The sequence below is a fragment of the Streptomyces sp. 8L genome (assembly GCF_020176795.1).
GTDB lineage: Bacteria > Actinomycetota > Actinomycetes > Streptomycetales > Streptomycetaceae > Streptomyces.
Window position 1 is genome coordinate 1 of the sequence record NZ_JAIUKE010000091.1, and the last position, 20,051, is coordinate 20,051.

The window sequence follows — 20,051 nt, forward strand, 5'->3', positions numbered from 1 at the left end:
GGCCGCCAGCACGTGCGGCAGCGCGGCCGGCGCGTACGCCCCGCGCCCCCCCCCCGGCGCGCCCGGGGGGGGGGGCGCGCCCGGCGGCCGGGGCGCCCCCCCCCCGCCCCCCCCCCCCCCCCCCCCCCCCCCCCCCCCCCCCCCCCCGGGGGCCGTTCGCGCGTGCCGGGCCGTGCGGGCGTAACGGGACTCGGGGCTGGACCGGGCCGGGCCACCTGGCGCTCCGGCGGGTCGGGCCACGCGACGCCGTCTCGTACGCCCCTTCCGCCGCCCCTCCCGGTCAGGGCGCGTCGCCGGTCCAGTCCCACTTCGCGGGCTCGCCCGGACGGGCCCGGTAGAGGGAGCGGCCCCCCGCACCGCACGACCCGATCTCGGTGGGCAGTGCCGCCTCGCCGGCCAGGGCGCCCGCGGTCCAGCCCGTGACGTCCAGCAGCAGGCCGTCCAGCGGGCCGCCGACCAGTTCACGGTAGGAGCGGCCGGGGCGGGGGCCCGGGTCGGGATCGTCGTGATCCGCCCCGTACACCCGGCGTGGGATGGGTATCGGTCTCGGCTCGTACATGTACCGCAGCATGGCAGCCGCCACTGACAATCCGGGCCGACGGCCGTACGGCCCGGCCTCCGACGGCCTCCTTGTCCGTCGCGGGCCGTGTCCGTCGGCGGCTGTATCCGCCACCCGCCGTGTCCGGCACAGCCCCGTCGGACATGATCGCGGGGCCTGCCGCAGTCCTTGGCGCCTCTTCGCCCTCGTGCGCCCGGCCTCGCGCCCTCGCGCCTCGCGCCCTCGCTTCAGAGTGCCATTGACACGGAAGTGAACGGAAGTGATCCTTGATTCTCAAGTTGCCTACGCAGAAACGGAATCGACGGCCCAGTCCGTACGAGCCAGTCACCCGACCGACCGTCCGATGCCGCTCCGGCGGCCCCTGGCGCGAATGAGCACGTGAAGACGGGCTCGTGGATATGCCGTTGCGGCAGCGCTCCAGCAGGGCCCGCGGCCGTCCACCGCGTACCGGAGCGTGCGCTGGATTCCGATCTCGCTTCCCGGATCGCGCACCGCAGGGGAAAGGGCTGATCTTGTCCGTACCGCACACCCCCCACCACGACACCGACACCACCACTCCCGGGCCGCACGGGACTTCGCCCGCGCCCTCCTGTCCCCAAGCCGGTGACGACCGCACGCGCGCACCGCTGTCAGCCGGGCAGGAGCGGCTCTGGGCGCTGGCGCAGGCCGACGGCGCCGGGGTCGCGTACAACGAGCAGATGGGCTTCCGGCTGACCGGCCCGCTCGACCCGGCTGTGCTGGCCGCGGCGTTCGACGCGCTGGTGGACCGGCACGAGATCATGCGCACCCGGCTGGTGCCGACCGAGGACGGTACGGCCGAGCAGGTGGTGGACCCGCCCGGGACCGGCTTCCGGCTGACGGCGGAGGACCTCTCGGCGCTCCGGGACCCCGCGGCCCGGCTCGACGCCGTGCAGCGCGAGGAGTGTGCCACACCGTTCGACTTCGCGGCGGAGGCGCTCATCAGGGGACGCCTGCTGGCGCTGGGGCCGGCGGAGCACGTCCTCGTCCTGACCGCGCATCACAGCGTCTTCGACGGCTGGTCCCAGAACGTCATGCTGTCCGATCTCAGCGCACTCTACGAGGCCCTTCGGCTCGGGGAGGACCGCCCGCCGGCACCGCAGGGGCTCCGCTACACCGACTACGCGCGCGCCCAGCGCGCGTGGCTGGCCCGGTCGGGTGACGCGGGTCCGGCCGCGCACGAGGCCTACTGGAGGCGGCAGTTGTCCGGGGCTCCGCCGTTGATCGAGCTGCCGTCCGATCGGCCGAGGCCGCCCGTGCAGGACTTCCGGGGCGGCCGGGTACGGGTCGAGATCGGCGAGGAACTGACATGTGAGCTGAAGACGGTGGCCGAGAAGTACCAGGTGTCCCTCTACTCGGTCCTCATGGCCGGCTGGTACGTCCTGCTCGCGCGGCTGAGCGGGGAGACCGACATCGTTGTCGGGGTACCGACGGCGAACCGCAGAGGACGCGGGGCTGAGAACGTCATGGGGTTCTTCGTGAACACCCTCGCCCTGCGCGTCGACGTAGCCGCCTCGCGTACGGGGGCCGAGCTGCTGCGGGCGGTGCGCGGAGCGCTGCGGGACGGGCTGAACCATGTCGACCTGCCCTTCTCGCGTGTCGTCGAGGCGGTGAACCCACCGCGCGGGGCCGGGCACACTCCCCTGTTCCAGACGCTGTTCGCCTGGGTGCCGCCACTGGGCGGGCATCTCCGGCTGCCGGACGTGGAGACGACGCCCGTCCCGGCGCCGTACGCGCCCGCCAAGTTCGACCTGGCACTCGCGCTGGCCGAGGTGGACGGCCGGATCACCGGCGAACTGGACTACGCCACGGCGCTGTTCGACCGCGCGACGGCGGAGCGCCTCACCGCCTTTTTCACCCGGCTGCTGACGCAGCTGGCGGAGGACCCGGAGCGGGACCCGGCCGTGCCGTCCCTGCTGGAGCCGGAGGAGGAGCGCCGCCTGCTGGCGGAGTGGAGCGACGGCGGCCCGGCGCCGGACGTCCCCGCCGCGTGGTCGGGCGGAGCGGTCACCGCCTTCGAGGAGCAGGTACGGCAACGGCCTGCCGCCCCCGCCCTGGTGTGCGGCGGTACGTCGCTGGACTACGCGGCGCTGGAGCGGCGCGCGAACCGGCTGGCGGGCGCCCTCGTGGCGCGCGGTGTGCGGCGCGGCGAGGTGGTCGGCCTGCACACGGGCAGGTCCGCCGAGCTGGTGGTGGGCGTGCTGGGCATCCTGAAGGCGGGCGCCGCGTATCTGCCGCTGGACCCGGGGCAGCCCCTGGAGCGGTTGCGGATGATGGCCGAGGACGCCGTACCCGCGCTCGTCCTCAGTGATGCGCCGGCGCCGCCCGAGGGGTGGACACGGCTTCGCGAGGTCGAGGCGGAGGGGCCTGCGGACGACGCTCCCGGTGTCGCGGTGGGGCCCGCCGATCTGGCGTACGTGATCTACACCTCGGGCTCGACGGGCCGCCCGAAGGGGGTCGCGGTCACCCATGGAAGTGTCAGGAACCTGATTCTCACGTGGTGCGAGCGCTTCGGCACGTTCCCGGGGCAGCCCGCGTCCGCCTGGTCCAGCATCGGGTTCGACGCGTCCGTCCACGAGATCCTGATGCCGCTGACCACGGGCGCCGCGCTGCACCTGGTGCCCGACACCGTGCGCACCGACCCCGAGGAGCTGATGGCCTGGCTGCGGGAGCACCGCGTCGTCCAGGCGTTCCTGCCTCCCGCGTACGTCCGGTGGATCGACGAGGCGCCGGCCGAGCGGCTCGCGGGCCTGTCCCTGCGCCGCCTGCTGACCGGGGTGGAGTCCCTGCCGGAGCGGGCGCTGGCGCGGATGTGCCACCAGCTGCCGGGGCTGCGGATCTGCTTCGGCTACGGCCCGACCGAGGCGACGCTGTACAGCACCGCGCACACCGAACCGCGGCCGCTGGACCGGCCCTGCCCGATCGGCAAGCCGCTGCCCGGCACGCGCCTCTACCTCCTCGACGCCCATCTCAGGCCCGTGCCGCCCGGCGTGGTGGGCGAGGTGTTCCTCGGCGGTGCGTCGCTCGCCCTCGGCTATCTGCGCCGGCCCGGCCTGACCGATGAGCGCTTCGTCGCGGACCCCTTCCGCCCGGGCGAACGGATCTACCGTACGGGCGACTTGGCCAGGTGGCTGCCGGACGGCAGCGCGGTGTACGCGGGCCGCGCGGACGACCAGGTCAAACTGCGCGGCTTCCGGATCGAGCCGGCCGAGGTCGAGGCAGCGCTGCTGCGGCTGCCCGGCGTGCGGGAGGCGGCGGTGCTGCCCGACCGGGACGCGGCGGGTGAGCCGCGGCTGGTCGCCGGGCTCGCGCTCCGGGACGGCGCCGCGCCGCCCGGCGGCTGGCGGGCGGCGCTGGCACCCGCGCTGCCCGACCACATGATCCCGGCCGTCTTCGTGGAGTTGGAGCGCCTGCCGGTCAACCGGAGCGGCAAGCTCGACCGGGCCGCGCTGCTCGCCCTCGCGCCGTCGGCACCGCCCGGGCAGGTCAACACCGCGAGCCCCCGCGATCACACCGAGATGGCGCTGCACCGCATATGGAGCCGGGTCCTGGTGCATCCGTCGATAGGCGTCTGCGACAACTTCTTCGACATCGGCGGCACTTCGATCTCCGCGATCAAGATGACGCACGCCGTGCGGGAGGAGTTCGGAGTACGGGTGCCCGTCCAGGACGTGCTGCGCCATCCCACTCTGGAGGCGTTCGCCGCGCGGCTGCGCCGGGGTTCTTCGCCGGTCGCGCGGGCCGGGAGCCTGGTCGAGTTCCGCCCGGGTGACGGCCGGCGGCGGGTGGTGTGCGTGCATCCCGCGGGCGGCACCGCCTTCTGCTACCTGTCGTTGGCGAGCGCCCTGCCGGAGCACATCGGTGTCAGCGGCATCCAGTCGCCGGGCATCGAGCCGGGTGAGGAGGCGCTGCCCAGTGTGGAGGCCATGGCCGAGGCGTATCTGAAGCTCGTCGCCCCGGGTCCCGACGAGTCCCTGGTGCTGTGCGGGCTGTCGTACGGCGGCCTCGTCGCCCACGAGATGGGGCGGCTCCTCGCGGCGTCGGGGCACACCCGGCTGTCCGTCGTCCTGCTCGACACGTTCGCGACGGACGACACCGGGGTGCTGGAGTCCATCGCACCGGTCGACGCGGCCGAGTTCCGCGAGAAACTGGTGCGCTTCAACGGGATGTACCCGGGCATCGAGGACGACCAGGTGGACCGGTACTTCCGGATCTACAACCACAACCGGATGACGGCGCGGGACTACCAGGTGCCGCCGTCGCGGGCGCGCCTGGTGTTCGTACAGGCCGCTTCGGACGACACGGGCGGTGCGGACGGCGCGGAGCACGGGGACGACGGCGCGGCGGCGCGGGCCTTCTGGCGCCGCCGCCCCCGGGGCGGGCTCCTGGTGGAGCCCGTGTCCTGCGGCCACTGGGACCTGCTGGAGAGCGACGAAGTGCCGCACGTGGCACGGCTGATCGAGGACGAACTGGGGCGCATGTCCGTCCCGCCCCGCGACACGCCCGCCGTGACCGGGCCACGCACCACGGAGGCATGATGCGACCCGACATACCCGCGGCCCGCGCGTCGGACGACGGCGGCGCCCAGCACCACAGCCACGGGGGCCGCCCCCGTGCAGAGGCTCCGGTGCCGGCCGGGCCGATGGGCACACCGGGGCGGCTCGCCCGGGCCGTCCACGCCCAGGCCCTGCGTACGCCGGACGCCGACGCGGTGATCGACGGCGCCCACCGGCTCGACCACGCCGCACTCGACGCCGCCGCGGCCACCGTCGCCGCCGCCCTGCGCGCGCACGGGGTGCGCGGCGGGCAGGCGGTCGCGGTGGCACTGCCCCGCTCGTGGCGCCTGGTGTGCGCCATGCTGGGCATCCTGCGGGCCGGGGCGTGTGTCGTCCCCCTCGACACCATGAGCCCGCCGCACCGCCGCGGCCACATCCTCGGGGACTCCGGCGCGATCGCCGTCGTCCATGGCGACACACCGCCCGAGGGCCTTCCCGAGGGGGTCCTGCCGCTGGCGGTGGAGGATCTCCTGACGGCCGACGGAGGTCACGGTGACGCTGTGGCCGACCCGCAGGACGGCGGAGCATGCGAGGGCCAGGGCGGTGCGGGCCGCCGCGGTGCGCCCATCGGCGATCCACTCGGTGAAGAGCCGGCCGGCGACGAGCGCGTGTCCTTTCTCTTCTACACGTCGGGAACGACGGGCCTGCCCAAGGGAGTCGAGGTGCGGGATACGGGCATCCTGCGCCTGGCCCGCCCCGGCTATCTGGACCCGCGGCCCGGCGACCGCTTCGCCTGCCTGTCCAACCCCGCCTTCGACGCGCTCAGTTTCGAGGTGTGGACCCCCCTGCTGACCGGCGGCACCTGCGTCGTGCTCCGTGATGAGGACGTCCAGGACCCGCACCGGCTCGCCGCCACACTCCAGCGCGAGCGGGTGGACATACTCTTCGTCACGTCCGCGCTCTTCCACGCCGTGGCCGACACCGTCCCGGAGTGCTTCGCCGGGGCCCGGGACGTGCTGATCGGCGGCGAGGCGCTCAACCCCCGTGCCGTACGCCGCTGGTACCGCCACAACACGGCGTCCACGACGCGCCTGCACAACGCGTACGGGCCGACCGAGTCGACCACCTTCGCACTCTCCCACCCGATCCCCCGCGACTTCGAGGGGGAGAACGTGCCCATCGGCCGGCCGCTGCCGGGCACCGGGGTGGCGTGCGTGGCACCCGGGGGCACCAGGCCCGCAGCGCCGGGCGAGGTGGCGGAGCTGCTCCTGTCGGGCGAGGGGCTCGCGGCCGGGTACCGCGACCTGCCGGAGGAGACGCGGCGCCGCTTCGTCACCCTGCCGGGCCCCGGCGGCGCTCCCGTCCGCCACTACCGCACCGGCGATCTGGTGCGCACCGACAACAACGGTGTCATCAGCTATGTCGGACGGGCCGACCGGCAGGTGAAGGTACGCGGGTTTCGCATCGAGCCCGGCGAGGTGGAGCGGCAGATCCTCACCCACCCCCTGGTGCGCAGGGCCCATGTGTTGACCCGCGCGCCCCGGCGGGGCGGGCCGCTGGAGCTGCTCGGGTACGTGGTGTGCGAGGAGGGCCTGACGTTCGAGGACTTCGACCGGCATCTGGCCCTACGGCTACCCGCCTATATGCGCCCCCACCACCTCCACCGGGTGGGCGATCTGCCGCGCACTGCGAACGGCAAGGTCGACGAGGCGGCCCTGCTGTCCCTCGGCGGATCGCCCTGGCGGGCGGCCGTCGCGGCGGACGCCACGGTGACGGACCGCTGCCGCGAGGTGCTTGAGCTGGCCGGCTCGCTGCTGGGCGTCCGGGATCTGCGGCCGGGTGATCGCTGGACGGCCGTCGGCGGGGACTCGCTGGGCGCGCTGCGCCTCCGCTTCGAGACGCGTCGCCGCTTCGGCAGGGATCTGCCGGCGTCGTTCGTCCTGCGGGCGGACTTCGCCGCGATCGCCGAGGCGCTCGATGCCGAGGAGACACAGCGCGCGGACGACCGGCCCTACCCGGTGCCCGGCCGCCCGGCGGGGGCGGCTTCCGGCCCCGCCACCAGTGAGCAGCAGCGGCTGTGGCTGCTGCACCAGCGCGACCCGGACTCCCCCGCCTACCACGTGGGGCAGGCGTTCCGGATCGACGGCCCGGTCGACGCGGGCGCGCTGCGCCGGGCGCTCAGCCGCCTCGTGGCACGCCATGTCGCCCTGCGCACGGGGTTCGAGGCCGGGAGCGAGGGGCTGCGCCAGGTCGTCGGAGTACTGTACGACCCGTGGTGCGAACCGGACTTCGGACCGTCGCCGGACAGGGAGGACCCCGGCGCCTACGCCGACCGGTTCTTCGCGGAGCGCTTCGATCTGGCGGCCCCCCGGAAGCTGCGTGCCTGCTGGCTGCCGGACAGCGGCGACGCGGGACAGGACGGACAGGGCGCGGGTGGCGGTGTGCTGCTGCTGCACCTGCATCACATCGCCGTGGACGGCTGGTCTCTCGGTGTGCTGTTCGAGCATCTGTCGGCGGACTACGCGGCGGACCTGGACGGTGGCCCGGGCGCGCCCGACGCCGGTCCTGAGTACACCCCGCTCGACCACGCGGGCTGGCAGGCCGAGTGGCGCTCCCGCCCCGCCTACCGGCGCCAACTGGCCGAACTGCTGCGGCACTACGACGAGGCGGACGGTGCGGCCGAGCCCCTGCGGGCCGCCCACTCCCCCGCCGCTTCCGGGGTCCGGCTGCTGACCGCCTCCCTCGATACCGTCCGCCGTGCGACGGTGGACCGGCTCTGTGCCGAACTGGGCCTCACACGCTTCCAGTTGCTGCTCGGCGTGTTCGCGTGGAGTGCGTACGGTGTGACCGGCAGGACCCGGCTGCGGGTGGCCTCTCCGACGGCGGGCCGCGCTGTGCCGGAGTGCGAGCACAGCGTCGGCATGTTCGCGAACACGGTACTGCTGCCCGTGACCGTGTCCCCCCGCGAGGGCCTGCGCGCCGAGCTCGTCAGGACCGCCGAGGCGGCCCGGGCGGTGCTGGACCGCGAGGACGTCGCGCTCGCCGACGTCCTCGCCGCGGACGGGGCGCCCGGCAGGCCCGCGGGCGGCGCGCCGTTCGACTTCCTCTTCGTCCTGGAGAACACCGACTTCGGTGCTCTCGACCTGCGCGGCTGCTCCGCACGTCCCCTGTGGCGGCCCCCTGCCGCGGCCAAGTGCCCGCTGACGCTGTCGCTCGTCGAGCACGGGGACAGCTTCGACTGCCTGTGGGAGTACGCGGAGGACCACTTCAGCGAGGCGCAGGCGCGGGCTCTGGCCGACCTCTTCGTACGCGGTCTCGATCTGCTGGCCCAAGAAGGGCCGGACACCCCGGCGGGGCTCGTCGCCCCGTACCGCAGGTCGCTGCCCGACCACGGCGCCGGGGAGCCGGCGCGCACCGGCCCGTACCGCACGGTCGCGGAGGGGTTCGCACGCCAGGTGGCGCTGCGGCCCCAGGCCCCTGCTCTCGCGCACGGCGGCGGGACCGTGACCTACGCCGAACTCGACGGTCACGCGCGGGCGCTGGCCACGCGGCTGCTCGCGGCCTTCCCGTTGCCGGAGCCCGACGACCCGCGCCCGTGCCGTGTCGCGCTGTACTGTGAACCGTCGGTCGAGCACGTGGTGGCGCTGTTGGCACTGGCCCGCCTCGGTGTCACCGCCGTACCCCTCGACCCGGCCTATCCGACGGCGCTGCTGCGGCAGGTGCTGGAGCTGGCGGAGCCGCAGTGTGTGCTGCTCGGGCCCGAGAGCGGTGCGGCGTTCGACGCCGTCGCGGGAGCCGGCGGGTTCGCGCGCCACCCGATCGTCCTCTCGGCGGCGGACGCACACGCGAAGCCGCCCGCCCTCCGCGCACCGGCGCCGCGCGACGGCGGCCCCAGGCCGCTGTACACCCTGTTCACCTCCGGCTCGACCGGGGCGCCGAAGGGCGTACAGGTCGCCGACGCGACCCTGTGCGACCTGCTGCACTGGCAGGAAGGGCTGGGGGGCCTCGCGGGACCGGCCGTCACCCAGCAGTTCTCGATGCTGTCCTTCGACGTGTCCTTCCAGGAGATCTTCGGCACGCTCTGCGGCGGCGGGACGCTGCACCTCGTCGACCGGGTTCTGCGGCACGACCCGCCCGCTCTGCTGCGTCAGTTGGAGTCATCAGGGGCGCAGCGTCTCCATCTTCCCTATGTGGCACTCCAGTTGCTCGCGGAGCACGCCGTACATCTGGGGCTCTATCCGTCCCGGCTGCGGGACGTGGTCACCGCGGGCGAACAACTCGTGTGCACCGACGCTGTCCGGCGGTGGTTCGCCGGCATGCCGGCGGCGCGGCTGTTCAACCACTACGGGCCGACCGAGACGCACGTCGTCAGCGCGCTCCGGCTGGACGGCGACCCCGCCCGCTGGCCGGAGCGCCCCGCCGTGGGACGCCCGGTGACGGGCGCCGTGCTGCGGGTGGTGGACGAGGGGGGCGAGCCGGTTCCCGTCGGCTGCACCGGCGACCTCCTGATCGGCGGGTCCATGGTCTCCCGCTGCTACCTGGGCGATCCCGCGCTCAACGAGGAGCGGTTCGTGGACCTTCCGGGGCTCGGGCTGTTCTACCGCAGCGGCGACCGGGCCCGGTTCGACGCCGCGGGGCTGCTGCACTTCGCCGGCCGCGACGACACGCAGATCAAGTTCAGCGGCCACCGGCTTGAGCTGGGGCAGGTCGAGGCGGCCCTGCTGCGCCACCCCGGTGTCGTCTCGGCGGTCGTGGTGCGCGACGGGGAGAGCCTGGTGGGCTGCGTGCAGTGTGACGAGCACCGGTCCCGCGAGGTGACGCACTCCGGCCTCACCGCCCATCTGGCGTCCCTGCTGCCGCCGTTCGTACGGGTGGACCGGTTCCGGAGCCTCGTGGCGCTGCCCCGCACACCGAGCGGGAAGCTCGACCGGACCGCCGCGCTCACGGCACCGGGCGAGGAGCTGCCACGGGCCACGGCCGTCCAGGACGTACCGGACGTACCGGCCGGGCCCGGCGCACCCGGCGCGGTCGAGGCACCCGGCGCGGGGGCGCATCCGGCCGCGGGCGAAACGGTCGAGGAGCGGCTTACGGCGGCGTTCCTGGAGGTGACCGGGCACGCCGTCGAGCCCGGCCTGACGTTCTTCGCGGCGGGCGCGTCGAGCCTCGACCTGATGCGGTTCCACCTGCACTGCACGACCCGGCTGGGGCTCCGCTTCAGTGTCGTCGACCTGTTCGAGCATGTCACGGTGGGTGCGCTCGCCGACTTCCTGGACAGCCGGGCGGCGGGCGAGAACGCCGGGGCGACGGAAGAGCAAGGGAAAGAGGGAGCAGCTGGGGCAGTTCAGGACGCGACGGCTCAGGAGCCGACGGGTCAGGAGGTGCCGGCTCTTGAGGGGGCGGTGCCGACCGGGGCGGCCTCCCGAGCGGTGCCGGGCGGGCCGATCGCCGTCGTCGGCATGGCGGTCCGTCTGCCCGGCGCACCCGACCTCGCCTCTTTCTGGCGGATGACGGAGCGGGGCGGGCGCGGGATCACGTACTTCACGGCGCGCGACGGACTCGTCGGTGCGCGGAGCCAGTTGGACGGGCTGTTCGCCTTCGATCCGGGCCACTTCGGCATCAGCCCGCAGGAGGCCCGCCTGATGGACCCCCAGCAGCGGCATCTCCTGATGGGCTGTGTCGAGGCCCTCGCCCACGCGGGGATCGGGGACACGTCCCGGCTGCGGGTCGGCCTGGTCGCCGGGGCCGGGGAAAACACGTACTTCCAGGCGATGCTGCGTGAGGCGGACCCCGCCCAGCTGCCGGACGGTTTTCAGCTGGCGCTGCACCACGAGAAGGACTTCCTGGCGACGAAGGCCGCCTTCCATCTCGGGCTGACAGGACCCGCGCTCACCACCCAGTCGGCGTGCTCCAGTTCGCTCGTGGCGGTGCACGTGGCCGCGGGCATGCTGCGCCAGGGCGACGCGGAGGTGATGCTCGCCGGCGGTGTGCTGGTGGACGCCGAACTCACCGACGGCTACCGCTACCGGCCGCAGCACATCTTCTCGCCCGACGGGCACTGCCGTCCTTTCAGCGACGACGCCGCGGGGACCGTGGGCGGCAGCGGGACCGGTGTGGTCGTGCTGAAGCCGCTGGACGCGGCGCGCCGCGACGGCGACACCGTCTATGCCGTGCTGACCGGCTCGGCGGTCAACAACGACGGCGCGGACAAGATGAGTTACAGCGCGCCGTCGATCTCCGGCCAGCGTGCGGTGATCAGGGACGCGTTGCGCAGGAGCGGCAGGAGCGGCGCCGACATCGGGTACGTGGAGGCGCACGGCACCGGCACCAGGCTGGGCGATCCGATCGAGGTGGCCGCGCTGCGGCAGGCGCTCGGGACCGATGAGCCGGCCCGTTGCGCACTCTCGTCGGTCAAGAGCCAGATCGGCCACCTGGGCGCGGCGGCCGGCGTGGTCGGGCTGGTGCGTGCCGCACTCGCACTGCACCACGGTGTCATCCCGCCGACCGTCGACTTCAACGCCCCCAACCCGGCGTTCGGCGACGATCTCACGCCGTTCCACATCCCGGCCCGCGCGACGCCGTGGCCCGCGGGACGGGACCGCGTGGCGTCGGTCAGCAGCTTCGGCATCGGCGGCACCAACGCCCACGTGGTACTGGAGGACGGGCACCCGGTGCGGGCACAGGACATCACCGGCGAACCGTCCGGCACGGCCGGCGGACAACCCGGTTGCCTGGTGCTGTCGAGCGCCAGCATGGCGGCTCTGCGCGGCGACGCGCGGCGGATCGCGGACCATCTGGCGGCCGAGCCGGACACCTACGCACAGGTTGTACGGCACCTGCGGACGGGCAGGCCGGCACGGCGGTGGCGCGCTGCCGCGCCCTGCGGCGACGCCGCGGCCGCCGTCGCGTGGCTGCGTACCGTGGGCGAGGACACGGACGGCGGAACGGGCGCCGAAACGGCCGGAGTGGCCGACGCGGGAGCGGAGCGGGGAACCACCCGGACGGCCGTGGAGCCGGGACTGCCGCCCGTCGCGGCGGCGGGCCTGGACGCACGGGAACTGGCGGACGCCTGGCTGGGGGGCCGCACGGTCGAGTGGGGCGACGAACCCGCGCAGGCACCCTGGGACTTCCCTCCGCCCGCGTTCGATCTGCACGACCACGTCTTCGCCCGGCTGCCCGCCGCTCCCGGCTCACATCCCGCACCCGACGCACACCCCGCGACCACCGCCGATCCGTTCGCGGCAGCAGCGGTACCGGCAGTACTTGCGACACCGGCGGCATCGGGGACACTCGCGGCATCGGGGGCGTCGGCTGCATCGGAAACACACCCGGCACCGCCGGGAGCGCCCGGCGGCCCGCTTCGGCTGCCGGAGACCGACTGGCTGCGCCAGCCGCAGTGGGTGCGGTCGCGCCGCGCGTTGGCAGGTACGGCGCCCCGGTCCCCGCGGCTGCTTGTCGTTGTGACGGAGGACGAGCTGCCGCCCGGCGCGCTGCGGCCGTTCGCCGAGCGTCACACGCGGGTGGTGCACGCCGCGGCCGGGCCGGCTTTCGCGCGGCACGGCGACGGCACGTACCAGGTCGACCCGGTGGACCCCGTGTCGCTGCGGCAGCTCATCGACGCGGTGGCGGACGGCGGCAGCGCCGGAATCGACTGGCTGCACGCCCTGCCCCTGGCCGTGGCCGGACGTCCCGGTCCCGCCACGCTGGAGCGCGCGCGGCGCGCGTGCCTCGACGCGCCCGCAGCCCTCCTCCAGGCACTCGCGGGCCGTCCGGGGACCCCTCCGGTACGCCCGTGGTGGCTGTCGTACGGTGCCCGTCCCGTCGACGGTGCCGTCACCCGGCCGGAGCTGGGCCTCCTGGCGGGCGCGGCGGCGGTCGCGGCACAGGAGGGGCACCCGCGCGGCCATTGGGTGGACCTGCCGTCGTCCGGCCTCGGGGACAGTGCCGAGCGGCTCGCGGCGCTCGTCGCGGAACCGGAAGCCGCTGCCACCGAGGACGGAAGCGCGGAGCCGCCCGTCCATCTGGCCCTGCGCCAGGGTTTCTGGTGGCGGCCGACGACCGTGCCGGTCGCCGGGGGCGCGGCCGGCGGGCCCGGCCTGGCGGCCGGTACCGGAGACCATCTCGTCCTGGGCGGCACCGGCGGGATCGGGACGGCGGCGGCGCGATGGCTGCTTGAGCGTACGGCCGGCAGGGTCCTGCTGCTCGCGCGCCGCCCCTTCCTGCCCGACGCCCTGCGGCCCTGGGCCGACCGCGTCGTGCTGGTCGAGGCCGACCTCACCGGCACGGACACCGGCAACGGCGACGACGGAGCCGACGGCGCCGTGGGCGCCGTGGGCGCCGTGGGCGGCGACACCGGCAACGGCGACGGCATCGGCGGTGATGCCGGCACCGACCGCATCCTGGCGGCCCTCGCGCGGGTGACGGGGCGGCTCGACGGGGTCGTGCATGCAGCCGGAGTACCGGACGGAGCGCTGATCACACGGCGCGACGCCGCCGCGGCCCGCGCCGGGACGGCCGCCCGGCTGGCGGGCGCGCTCCTCGCGGAGCGGATCGTCAACCGGTTCGCGCCCGCCACCGTGCTCTACTGCTCATCGATGTCGGCGCTGCTCGGCGGGGTCGGGCAGTTCGACTACGCGGCCTCGGCGGGTCTCCTCGACGCCTTCGCCCATCACCGGGGCGGCGACGGCGACACGACGGTGCGGCTCACGGTCGACTGGGACGTGTGGCGCGAGACGGGCATGGCGCTGCGCGTGCCGAACCCGGACGCGCGGCACCGGGCGCATCTCGCGTACGGGCTCGACGTGGCGGAGGCGTCGCGTGTCCTGGACCGGGTGTTCGCGCTGCAACTGCCCCAGGTGATGGTGTCCACGACGGAGCTGGACGCGTCGCGTGTGTTCTACGACGGGGCCGCGCCCCGCGAGGAACACGTATGCCCGGCCGTCGGGACCGGCGCCCTCTCCGCGCCCTCGCGGGGAGGCGGTCCGGCCGGCCCACCGCAGGCGGACGCGGCGCCCGAGCTCCTGGAGGAATGGCTGCGCGATCTGCTGGGCCTCGACGCGATCGACCCGGACGCCGCCCTCTACGACCTCGGGGCCGACTCGCTGACGATGCTGGACCTCATCAGCGAGGTGAAGCGCCACTTCGACGTCGAACTCGAACTGTCCTCGCTCAGCCACCGGGTCTCCCTCGCCGAGATCCTGGCGAAGCTGCGCCAGGAGGCCCCGGCGGACGGCGCACGGGACGCGGGTGCCACGCAGGCCACCGCCCTCGCGTCCGGCCCGGGTGCGCGCACGGGCACGGGCGCCGGTTCCTCGGGGGCCGCGCCACGGCCTGGCCCGGTTTCGGTGGAGACGTGGCAACGGGGCACCGCGCCCGAGGTGTTGTGCCTCATCCATCCCGTCGGGGGCGACATCCAGGCCTACCGTTCGCTCGTGGCGACTCTCGGTCCGGCCCCCACGGTGTGTCTGATAGCCGATCCGGCGCTGCGCGACCCGGCGGCGCCCGCCTGGACACTCGCCGAGCGTGCGTCGCGCTATCACGAGGCGCTGCGTTCACGGCTGCCCCGGGGCGGGGCGCGCCCGCACCTGGCGGGGTGGTCCTTCGGTGCCTGGGTGGCTCTCGAAATGGCGTGCCTCGCGGAGTCGGAGGGCGTCCCCTTCGCGGGCCTTGACCTGATCGATCCGCCACCGCCGGACTCCGGTCCGCTCCATCTGCGCTACGACGAGGAGGAGTTGGGCGCGGTCTTCGCGGCCGAACTCGCCCAGGGCACAGAGAGCCGGGACGGGAGCGGTGGAGACGGACCGGCGCGCGGTGGCGCGGGTGCCCGTGCCTACGCGGAACGGCTCGCCCAGTGCTGCCGCGCCAACCTGCGCGGCATGGCGGAGCACCGGGTGCGCCCGCTGGCCACCACCGCCACCCGGCTGTGGCTGGCCCGGCAGCCCGTGGCAGGACTCCCGTCGACGCCGCCGGTCTCCGAGCAGGAGGAGCTGTGGCGGCCGTACCTGCCGGAGTCCGCCACCTGCCGGGCGCTGGACACCACGCACTACGGCATCGTGCGCGGCGCGCCCGCACAGGCGGTGGCCGCCGCGGTCGACGCGTCCCTGGCCCGTGCGACGCCCCGCCTACCGGGCACGTCCGCACCGGGTGTACCCCTCACCTGACAGGCAGGGCCCGCAGGTGCGACCCGCACACCGGGCCTGGGCCGCACGGCGGGCCTGGTCCACGCAACGCGCAACAGCCCGCGCGACAGACAGCATCCGCGCAACAGAGCTTTACCCCAAAGCAGTTACCGTCCGGCCCGGCAGGAACCTCCCTGCCGGACCGCAGACCCGCGACGACACACCGGAGGATCGCATGGAGAGCTACGAGCTCGACGCTGTCGAACACATCACCACCAGGCCCCCGCGCGAGTACCGCACGCTGAGCGCCGCCCCGCTGACCCCGGTCATCGGGGCGGAGATCACCGGGCTCGACCTGTCCCGCGAGCTGACCGAGGAGCAACTGCGGGAGTTCAAAACCGCGTTCCTCGACCACCATGTGCTGGTGCTGCGTGACCAGGTCATCACCCAGCAGGACCACCGGCGCCTCGCCGCGCACTTCGGCGAGCTGCGCCCCGTCAACCCCCCGCCGCCCGAGGGGGACCCGTACGTCCTGGAGATCAGCACGAGCCCCGAGGCCGCCAATGTGGCGGGCAACGGCTGGCACACCGACGGCTCAGCCGACGCCGAACCGTCCCTCGGTTCGATGCTCTACCTCACCCGGGTTCCTGAGCCAGGCAGCGGCGGTGACACACTGTTCGCCAACATGCATCTGGCCTACGAGATGCTGTCGCCTGCACTGCGCTCGCTGCTGGACGGGCTCACCGCGATCCACGACGGACTCGCCGCGTTCCAGGGCCAGACACCGCCCGAGGGGTACGTGGCTCCGCGGAGCGAGCACCCGCTGGTGGTGCGCCACCCGGAGACCGACCGCAAGCTGCTGTACGTCAACCCCGCCTACACGACGCGCATTCCGCAGCTGTCCCAGGAGGAGAGCCGGGCGCTGCTCGACCTGTTGTTCGCGGTGACCGCGCGCCGGCCCGTGCTGAGCTGCCGCGTGCGCTGGACCCCGAACACACTCGTGTTCTGGGACAACCGCTGTGTCCAGCACCACGCGACGTACGACTACTACCCCTTCACGCGCTATGGGCAGCGCATCGCGATCAACGGTGGGCCGCTGAAGGGCTGACCGCGCGCCGGGCCCGTGCGGTGCGTGCCGGAGCGGGCTTCCGCCCGCGCCAATACCCCGACCCGGCGCGCGCGGGGCGAGGCGATCCGCCGTCCCCGGGCTCCTGGGGCGATGCCACCCGCCGCCGTCCCTCCGCCCTCACGGCTGCCGGTCGGCCACGGGGCCGGGGCCGTCGGGGCCCGGGTCGAGGCGTACGCGCAGCGAGTCCTGGGGCGGGGCGGATTCGCTCCCGCGGGAGTCGAGTGCGCCCTGCTGTGCGGCGCGCGCCAGGAGGATGCCGGGGATGTTGCCGGTGGCCGCCACCAGGACAGCCGGCGAGATGGCGTCCGCCAGGGCGAGTGACTCGGGGCGGCTGAGAGGGGAGACCGCGAGCCCTGCGGCGTCCAGCGGGATGAGCGAGTCGACGGTGTGCCAGACGCCGGTGTCGATCTCGCCGAGGAGGACGGCGCGCGGTACGTGGGTGAAGTCGGTCTCCACGTACCGGGCGCTGCCGGGTGGGAACTGGGCGTGGGTGAGTCTGCGGTGGTCGTCGGAGCGGGGGTCGATCCCCACGCGCGGGCGGCTCGCGCGCGCGGAGGTGGGCGGATCGCCCTTACGGCCGACGACGACCAGGCTCCCGGGGGCGTAGTAGGTGCCGGTCTCCAGGGTGAGGGCGCGGTACCGGGGAGGTTCCCCCGTGGCGCCGGGGGCCGGGGGGCCCGGCAGCAGGTCCTCGGCCGCGCCCGCGGACATGAGCGTGAGGTCGGCGTGCCCTTCGCCCAGCGCGCCGAGCCGGGGTTCGGCGCCGCGCAGGGTGCCGACGGTGGTGAGCGCGCCGAGGCGGGCGAAGGCGCGTGCCACCGCGTGCGCCACGCCGAGCGATTCGGGCGGTGCGCTGGGCGGCAGCAGGAGGTGGACCGGGGCGAGCCGGGCGGCGGCCCACAGCAGCGGAGTGTCCACTGCGGTGACGAACGTGCCCTGGTGCCCCCGCGCCACGAGGGAGAGGGCACCCTCGGAGCGCAGGTGGCGCAGCGCTTTCTGGACGGTGCCCGAGCCGACGCCGAGCACCTCCTGGTAGTGCGTCGTCGTCGGGAGCCTGCCCCCGGCGCCGACCCGCAGCGCGTCCTTGGCGATGACCTCCACCGGGTCGGCGCCCGTCCGGTCGGTCATGGAGGTCGTGGCTGTCATCGGTTACGCGGCGCTTTCGGGTTCCGTTGCGAACAGGGGGCCGGTGCCCGGCCGTGGGCGTCCGTCAGGCGAGCGCCTTCTCGGCGTCGTCGGCGGACACCCCATCATGGACGATCGAGTTGAGGCCCGACAACACGTCCTGCGGCCGGTCGGCCCGGAAGACCCGGCGGCCGAACATCACGCCGCCGCCGCCCGCGGCGACGGCCTGCCCGGCGAGCGTGAAGGTGCCGTGGCGGTCGTCTCCGCCCTTGCCGCCCGCGAGCAGGATCGGCACGTACGTGCTCTGCACGACCTCGGCGAACGCCTCCGCGGAGCCGGGCCACAGGGCCTTGACGAGGTCCGCGCCGATGTCCGCGGAGATCCGGCAGTAGGTGCTCATGACGCGGGCGGAGAGCGCCTGGGGGTCGTCGCCCTCCAGGGCGGAGCGCGGTTCGATGATCAGGCCGAGGCCGAGACGCTCGCAGTCGCGTGCGATGCGCGCGTTGCGCTCGACCTCGGCACGTTCGAGGCGGCTGTCGCGCTGCCCGATGTAGAGGTAGGTCATGACGGCGTCCACGCCTGCCGCCGCGACGGACTCCAGGTCCGCGAGCTGGGCGAGCACCCCTTCCGAGCGTCCCTCGGAGCCCGGGGTGTAGACGCCTCTGGCGTGGTTCTTCCAGTCCAGATGGAGGATGAGTCCCGGCCTGTCGCGGCCGGTGAACGTGTCCTCCACGAGGGGGACCATGCCGGGCGTGACCATGATGCCGTCGGCCGCGCGCAGCGTGCTGAAGACGGACCGGATCTCGTCCGTCGTGCGCAGGCCGGCGGGCGGCCCGCCCGTCACGCCGTGGGAGGTGGCGACGACCACCGCGCGCCCGCTGGCGGGGCGCACCAGGCGTCCGAGCCGAATCTTCTTGCCGGTCCGTGCATCCACGATCGGATCTCCAATATGCAGCTTGCAGAGAATTGCATTTTGAGCCTAGGATCTCGCCAGGCGGCTGTCAATCGAGCCGCTCCCGGCCCGGCCGAACGGCGCTGGACCCGAGCTCCCCGCCGCGGGGCCGTCCCGGCTCCTTGCGTCCCAGCGCCCCACGACACCACGCGACACCACCACTCGACATCAGGAGTCCCCCATGGCAGACCTGTCCTCCGCTCTGTCCGCGCTGTCGCGGGCCCTTTCGCCGGACGCCGTACGCACCGACGACGAGAGCCTCGACCGGTCGAGCCACGACTCCTGGCCGCTGTCGTCCAAACTCGACCGGCTCGGCCGCCACGGACACCGCGCGGACGCGGTGGTGGCGGTGGCGGACGAGGCGGAGATCCGTACGGTGCTGGCCGTCGCCGCCGCGCACGACGTGCCGGTCACCGTCCGGGGCCTCGCGTCGTCCGTGACAGGACAGCCGCTGCCCGTCAGGGGCGGCATCGTCCTCGACCTGTCGGGGCTGCCCGACGCCTTCGAGGTGGACACGGAGGACCTCACGGTGCGGGCGAGCGCCGGATACAACGGCGGGGCGCTGGAGGACGAACTCAACGCGCGGGGCCTCACGCTCGGCCACTCGCCGCAGTCCCTGTACCGCTCCAGCGTCGGCGGCTGGCTCGCCACCCTGGCGACCGGTCAGTTCTCGTCGTACTACGGCGGCATAGAGGACCTGGTCACCGGCTTCACGGTGATCCTCGCCACCGGCGAAACCCTGCGCCTGAAGGCGTCGCCGCGCGCGGCGATGGGCCCCGACCTGCGGCAGCTCTTCCTCGGCTCGGAGGGCACCCTCGGCGTGATCACTTCCGTGACGCTCAAGGTCTTCCCGCTCCCCGCGGCCCGGCTGCTCCAGACGTACGCCCTGCCGTCCGTGGAGGCGGGCGTGGCGATCCTGCGGGCGCAGGCCGCGGCGGGACTGCGCCCGTTCCTCCTCAGGCTCTACGACCCCGCCGAGGCGCGGCACGCGCTCCAGGACGGGTCGCTCACGGCCCCGGTGCTGTTCACCGGGACCCAGGGGACCGAGAACATGGCACACGCGGAGGCCGCGGAACTCGACGCCCTGGTCACCGCCCACGGTGGCCGCGCCCTGGGCCCGGAGGGTGCGGAGAAGTGGATGGCGCGGCGCTTCGACTTCTCGTCCGTGGAGAACCTGCTCGCCCAGGAGGGCGGCTACGCCGAGACCATCGAGGTCGCCCACACCTGGCGCGGCATCATGCCCCTCTACGAGGCCCTCACCCGGGAACTCGCGCCGCTCGCGGACGAGGTCCTCGCGCACTTCTCCCACGTCTACACCCAGGGCACCTCGCTCTACCTCATCCTGCGCGGCACCGCGGCCGACGACGCCGAGGCCGTCGAACGCCTTGAGCGGATCTGGGCGACCGCGATGCGGGTGGCACTCGACCTCGGTGCCGAGCTCTCCCACCACCACGGCGGCGGCCTCGCCCGCTCGCCGTACACGCGGCGCTCCCTCGGCGCCTCCCACCTCCTGCTGCGGCGGCTGAAGAACGCCCTCGACCCCAACGGTGTGCTCAACCCCGGCAAGCTGGGCCTGTGACCGTCCGGGCGACGGCCGGCGGCGTCCCGCGCCCGCCCGGCCCCAGCGGGCCGTCGGCCCTTCTTCCGGCCCCGAATC

At 74.4% G+C, this 20,051-nt stretch carries 7 protein-coding genes; 4 read left to right on the forward strand and 3 right to left on the reverse strand.

What is annotated here, in order from left to right; all coding sequences use genetic code 11:
* Nucleotides 1–280: 280 nt before the first annotated feature.
* Nucleotides 281–559, reverse strand: coding sequence for a hypothetical protein (locus LCE31_RS09605; protein WP_225013693.1), 279 nt, complete (start codon nucleotides 557–559; stop codon nucleotides 281–283).
* A 512-nt stretch (nucleotides 560–1,071) separates the two neighbouring features.
* Here LCE31_RS09605 and LCE31_RS09610 point away from each other — a divergent pair.
* The 3 genes from LCE31_RS09610 (at nucleotide 1,072) to LCE31_RS09620 (ending at nucleotide 16,296) form a co-directional block, all read left to right on the forward strand.
* Nucleotides 1,072–5,115: a non-ribosomal peptide synthetase gene (locus LCE31_RS09610; protein ID WP_225013695.1), complete on the forward strand. Its 4,044-nt coding sequence runs from the start codon at nucleotides 1,072–1,074 to the stop codon at nucleotides 5,113–5,115.
* Entirely contained in the window at nucleotides 5,112–15,230 is a 10,119-nt protein-coding gene (locus LCE31_RS09615; RefSeq protein ID WP_374118447.1) for an amino acid adenylation domain-containing protein, read from the forward strand. Before LCE31_RS09610 ends, LCE31_RS09615 begins: the two co-directional genes overlap by 4 nt.
* A gap of 193 nt (nucleotides 15,231–15,423) precedes the next feature.
* A complete protein-coding gene (locus tag LCE31_RS09620; protein ID WP_225013697.1) occupies nucleotides 15,424–16,296 on the forward strand; it encodes a TauD/TfdA dioxygenase family protein in 873 nt (290 codons plus the stop codon).
* 138 nt (nucleotides 16,297–16,434) lie between these two features.
* Here the strand turns inward: LCE31_RS09620 and LCE31_RS09625 are convergent, their stop codons facing one another.
* Both LCE31_RS09625 and LCE31_RS09630 read right to left on the reverse strand, forming a co-directional pair.
* The gene (locus LCE31_RS09625; RefSeq protein ID WP_225013699.1) at nucleotides 16,435–17,463 is read right to left on the reverse strand and encodes a YhfZ family protein; all 1,029 of its coding nucleotides are present in this window, start codon (nucleotides 17,461–17,463) and stop codon (nucleotides 16,435–16,437) included.
* 64 nt (nucleotides 17,464–17,527) lie between these two features.
* Complete coding sequence (locus LCE31_RS09630) at nucleotides 17,528–18,376, reverse strand: class I fructose-bisphosphate aldolase (RefSeq protein WP_225013701.1); 849 nt, start codon at nucleotides 18,374–18,376, stop codon at nucleotides 17,528–17,530.
* A gap of 199 nt (nucleotides 18,377–18,575) precedes the next feature.
* On the opposite strand from LCE31_RS09630, the gene LCE31_RS09635 reads away from it, so the two are divergent.
* Nucleotides 18,576–19,973 (forward strand): FAD-binding oxidoreductase, encoded by a 1,398-nt coding sequence (locus LCE31_RS09635; RefSeq protein WP_225013702.1) that lies wholly within the window; start codon nucleotides 18,576–18,578, stop codon nucleotides 19,971–19,973.
* Nucleotides 19,974–20,051: the final 78 nt, after the last annotated feature.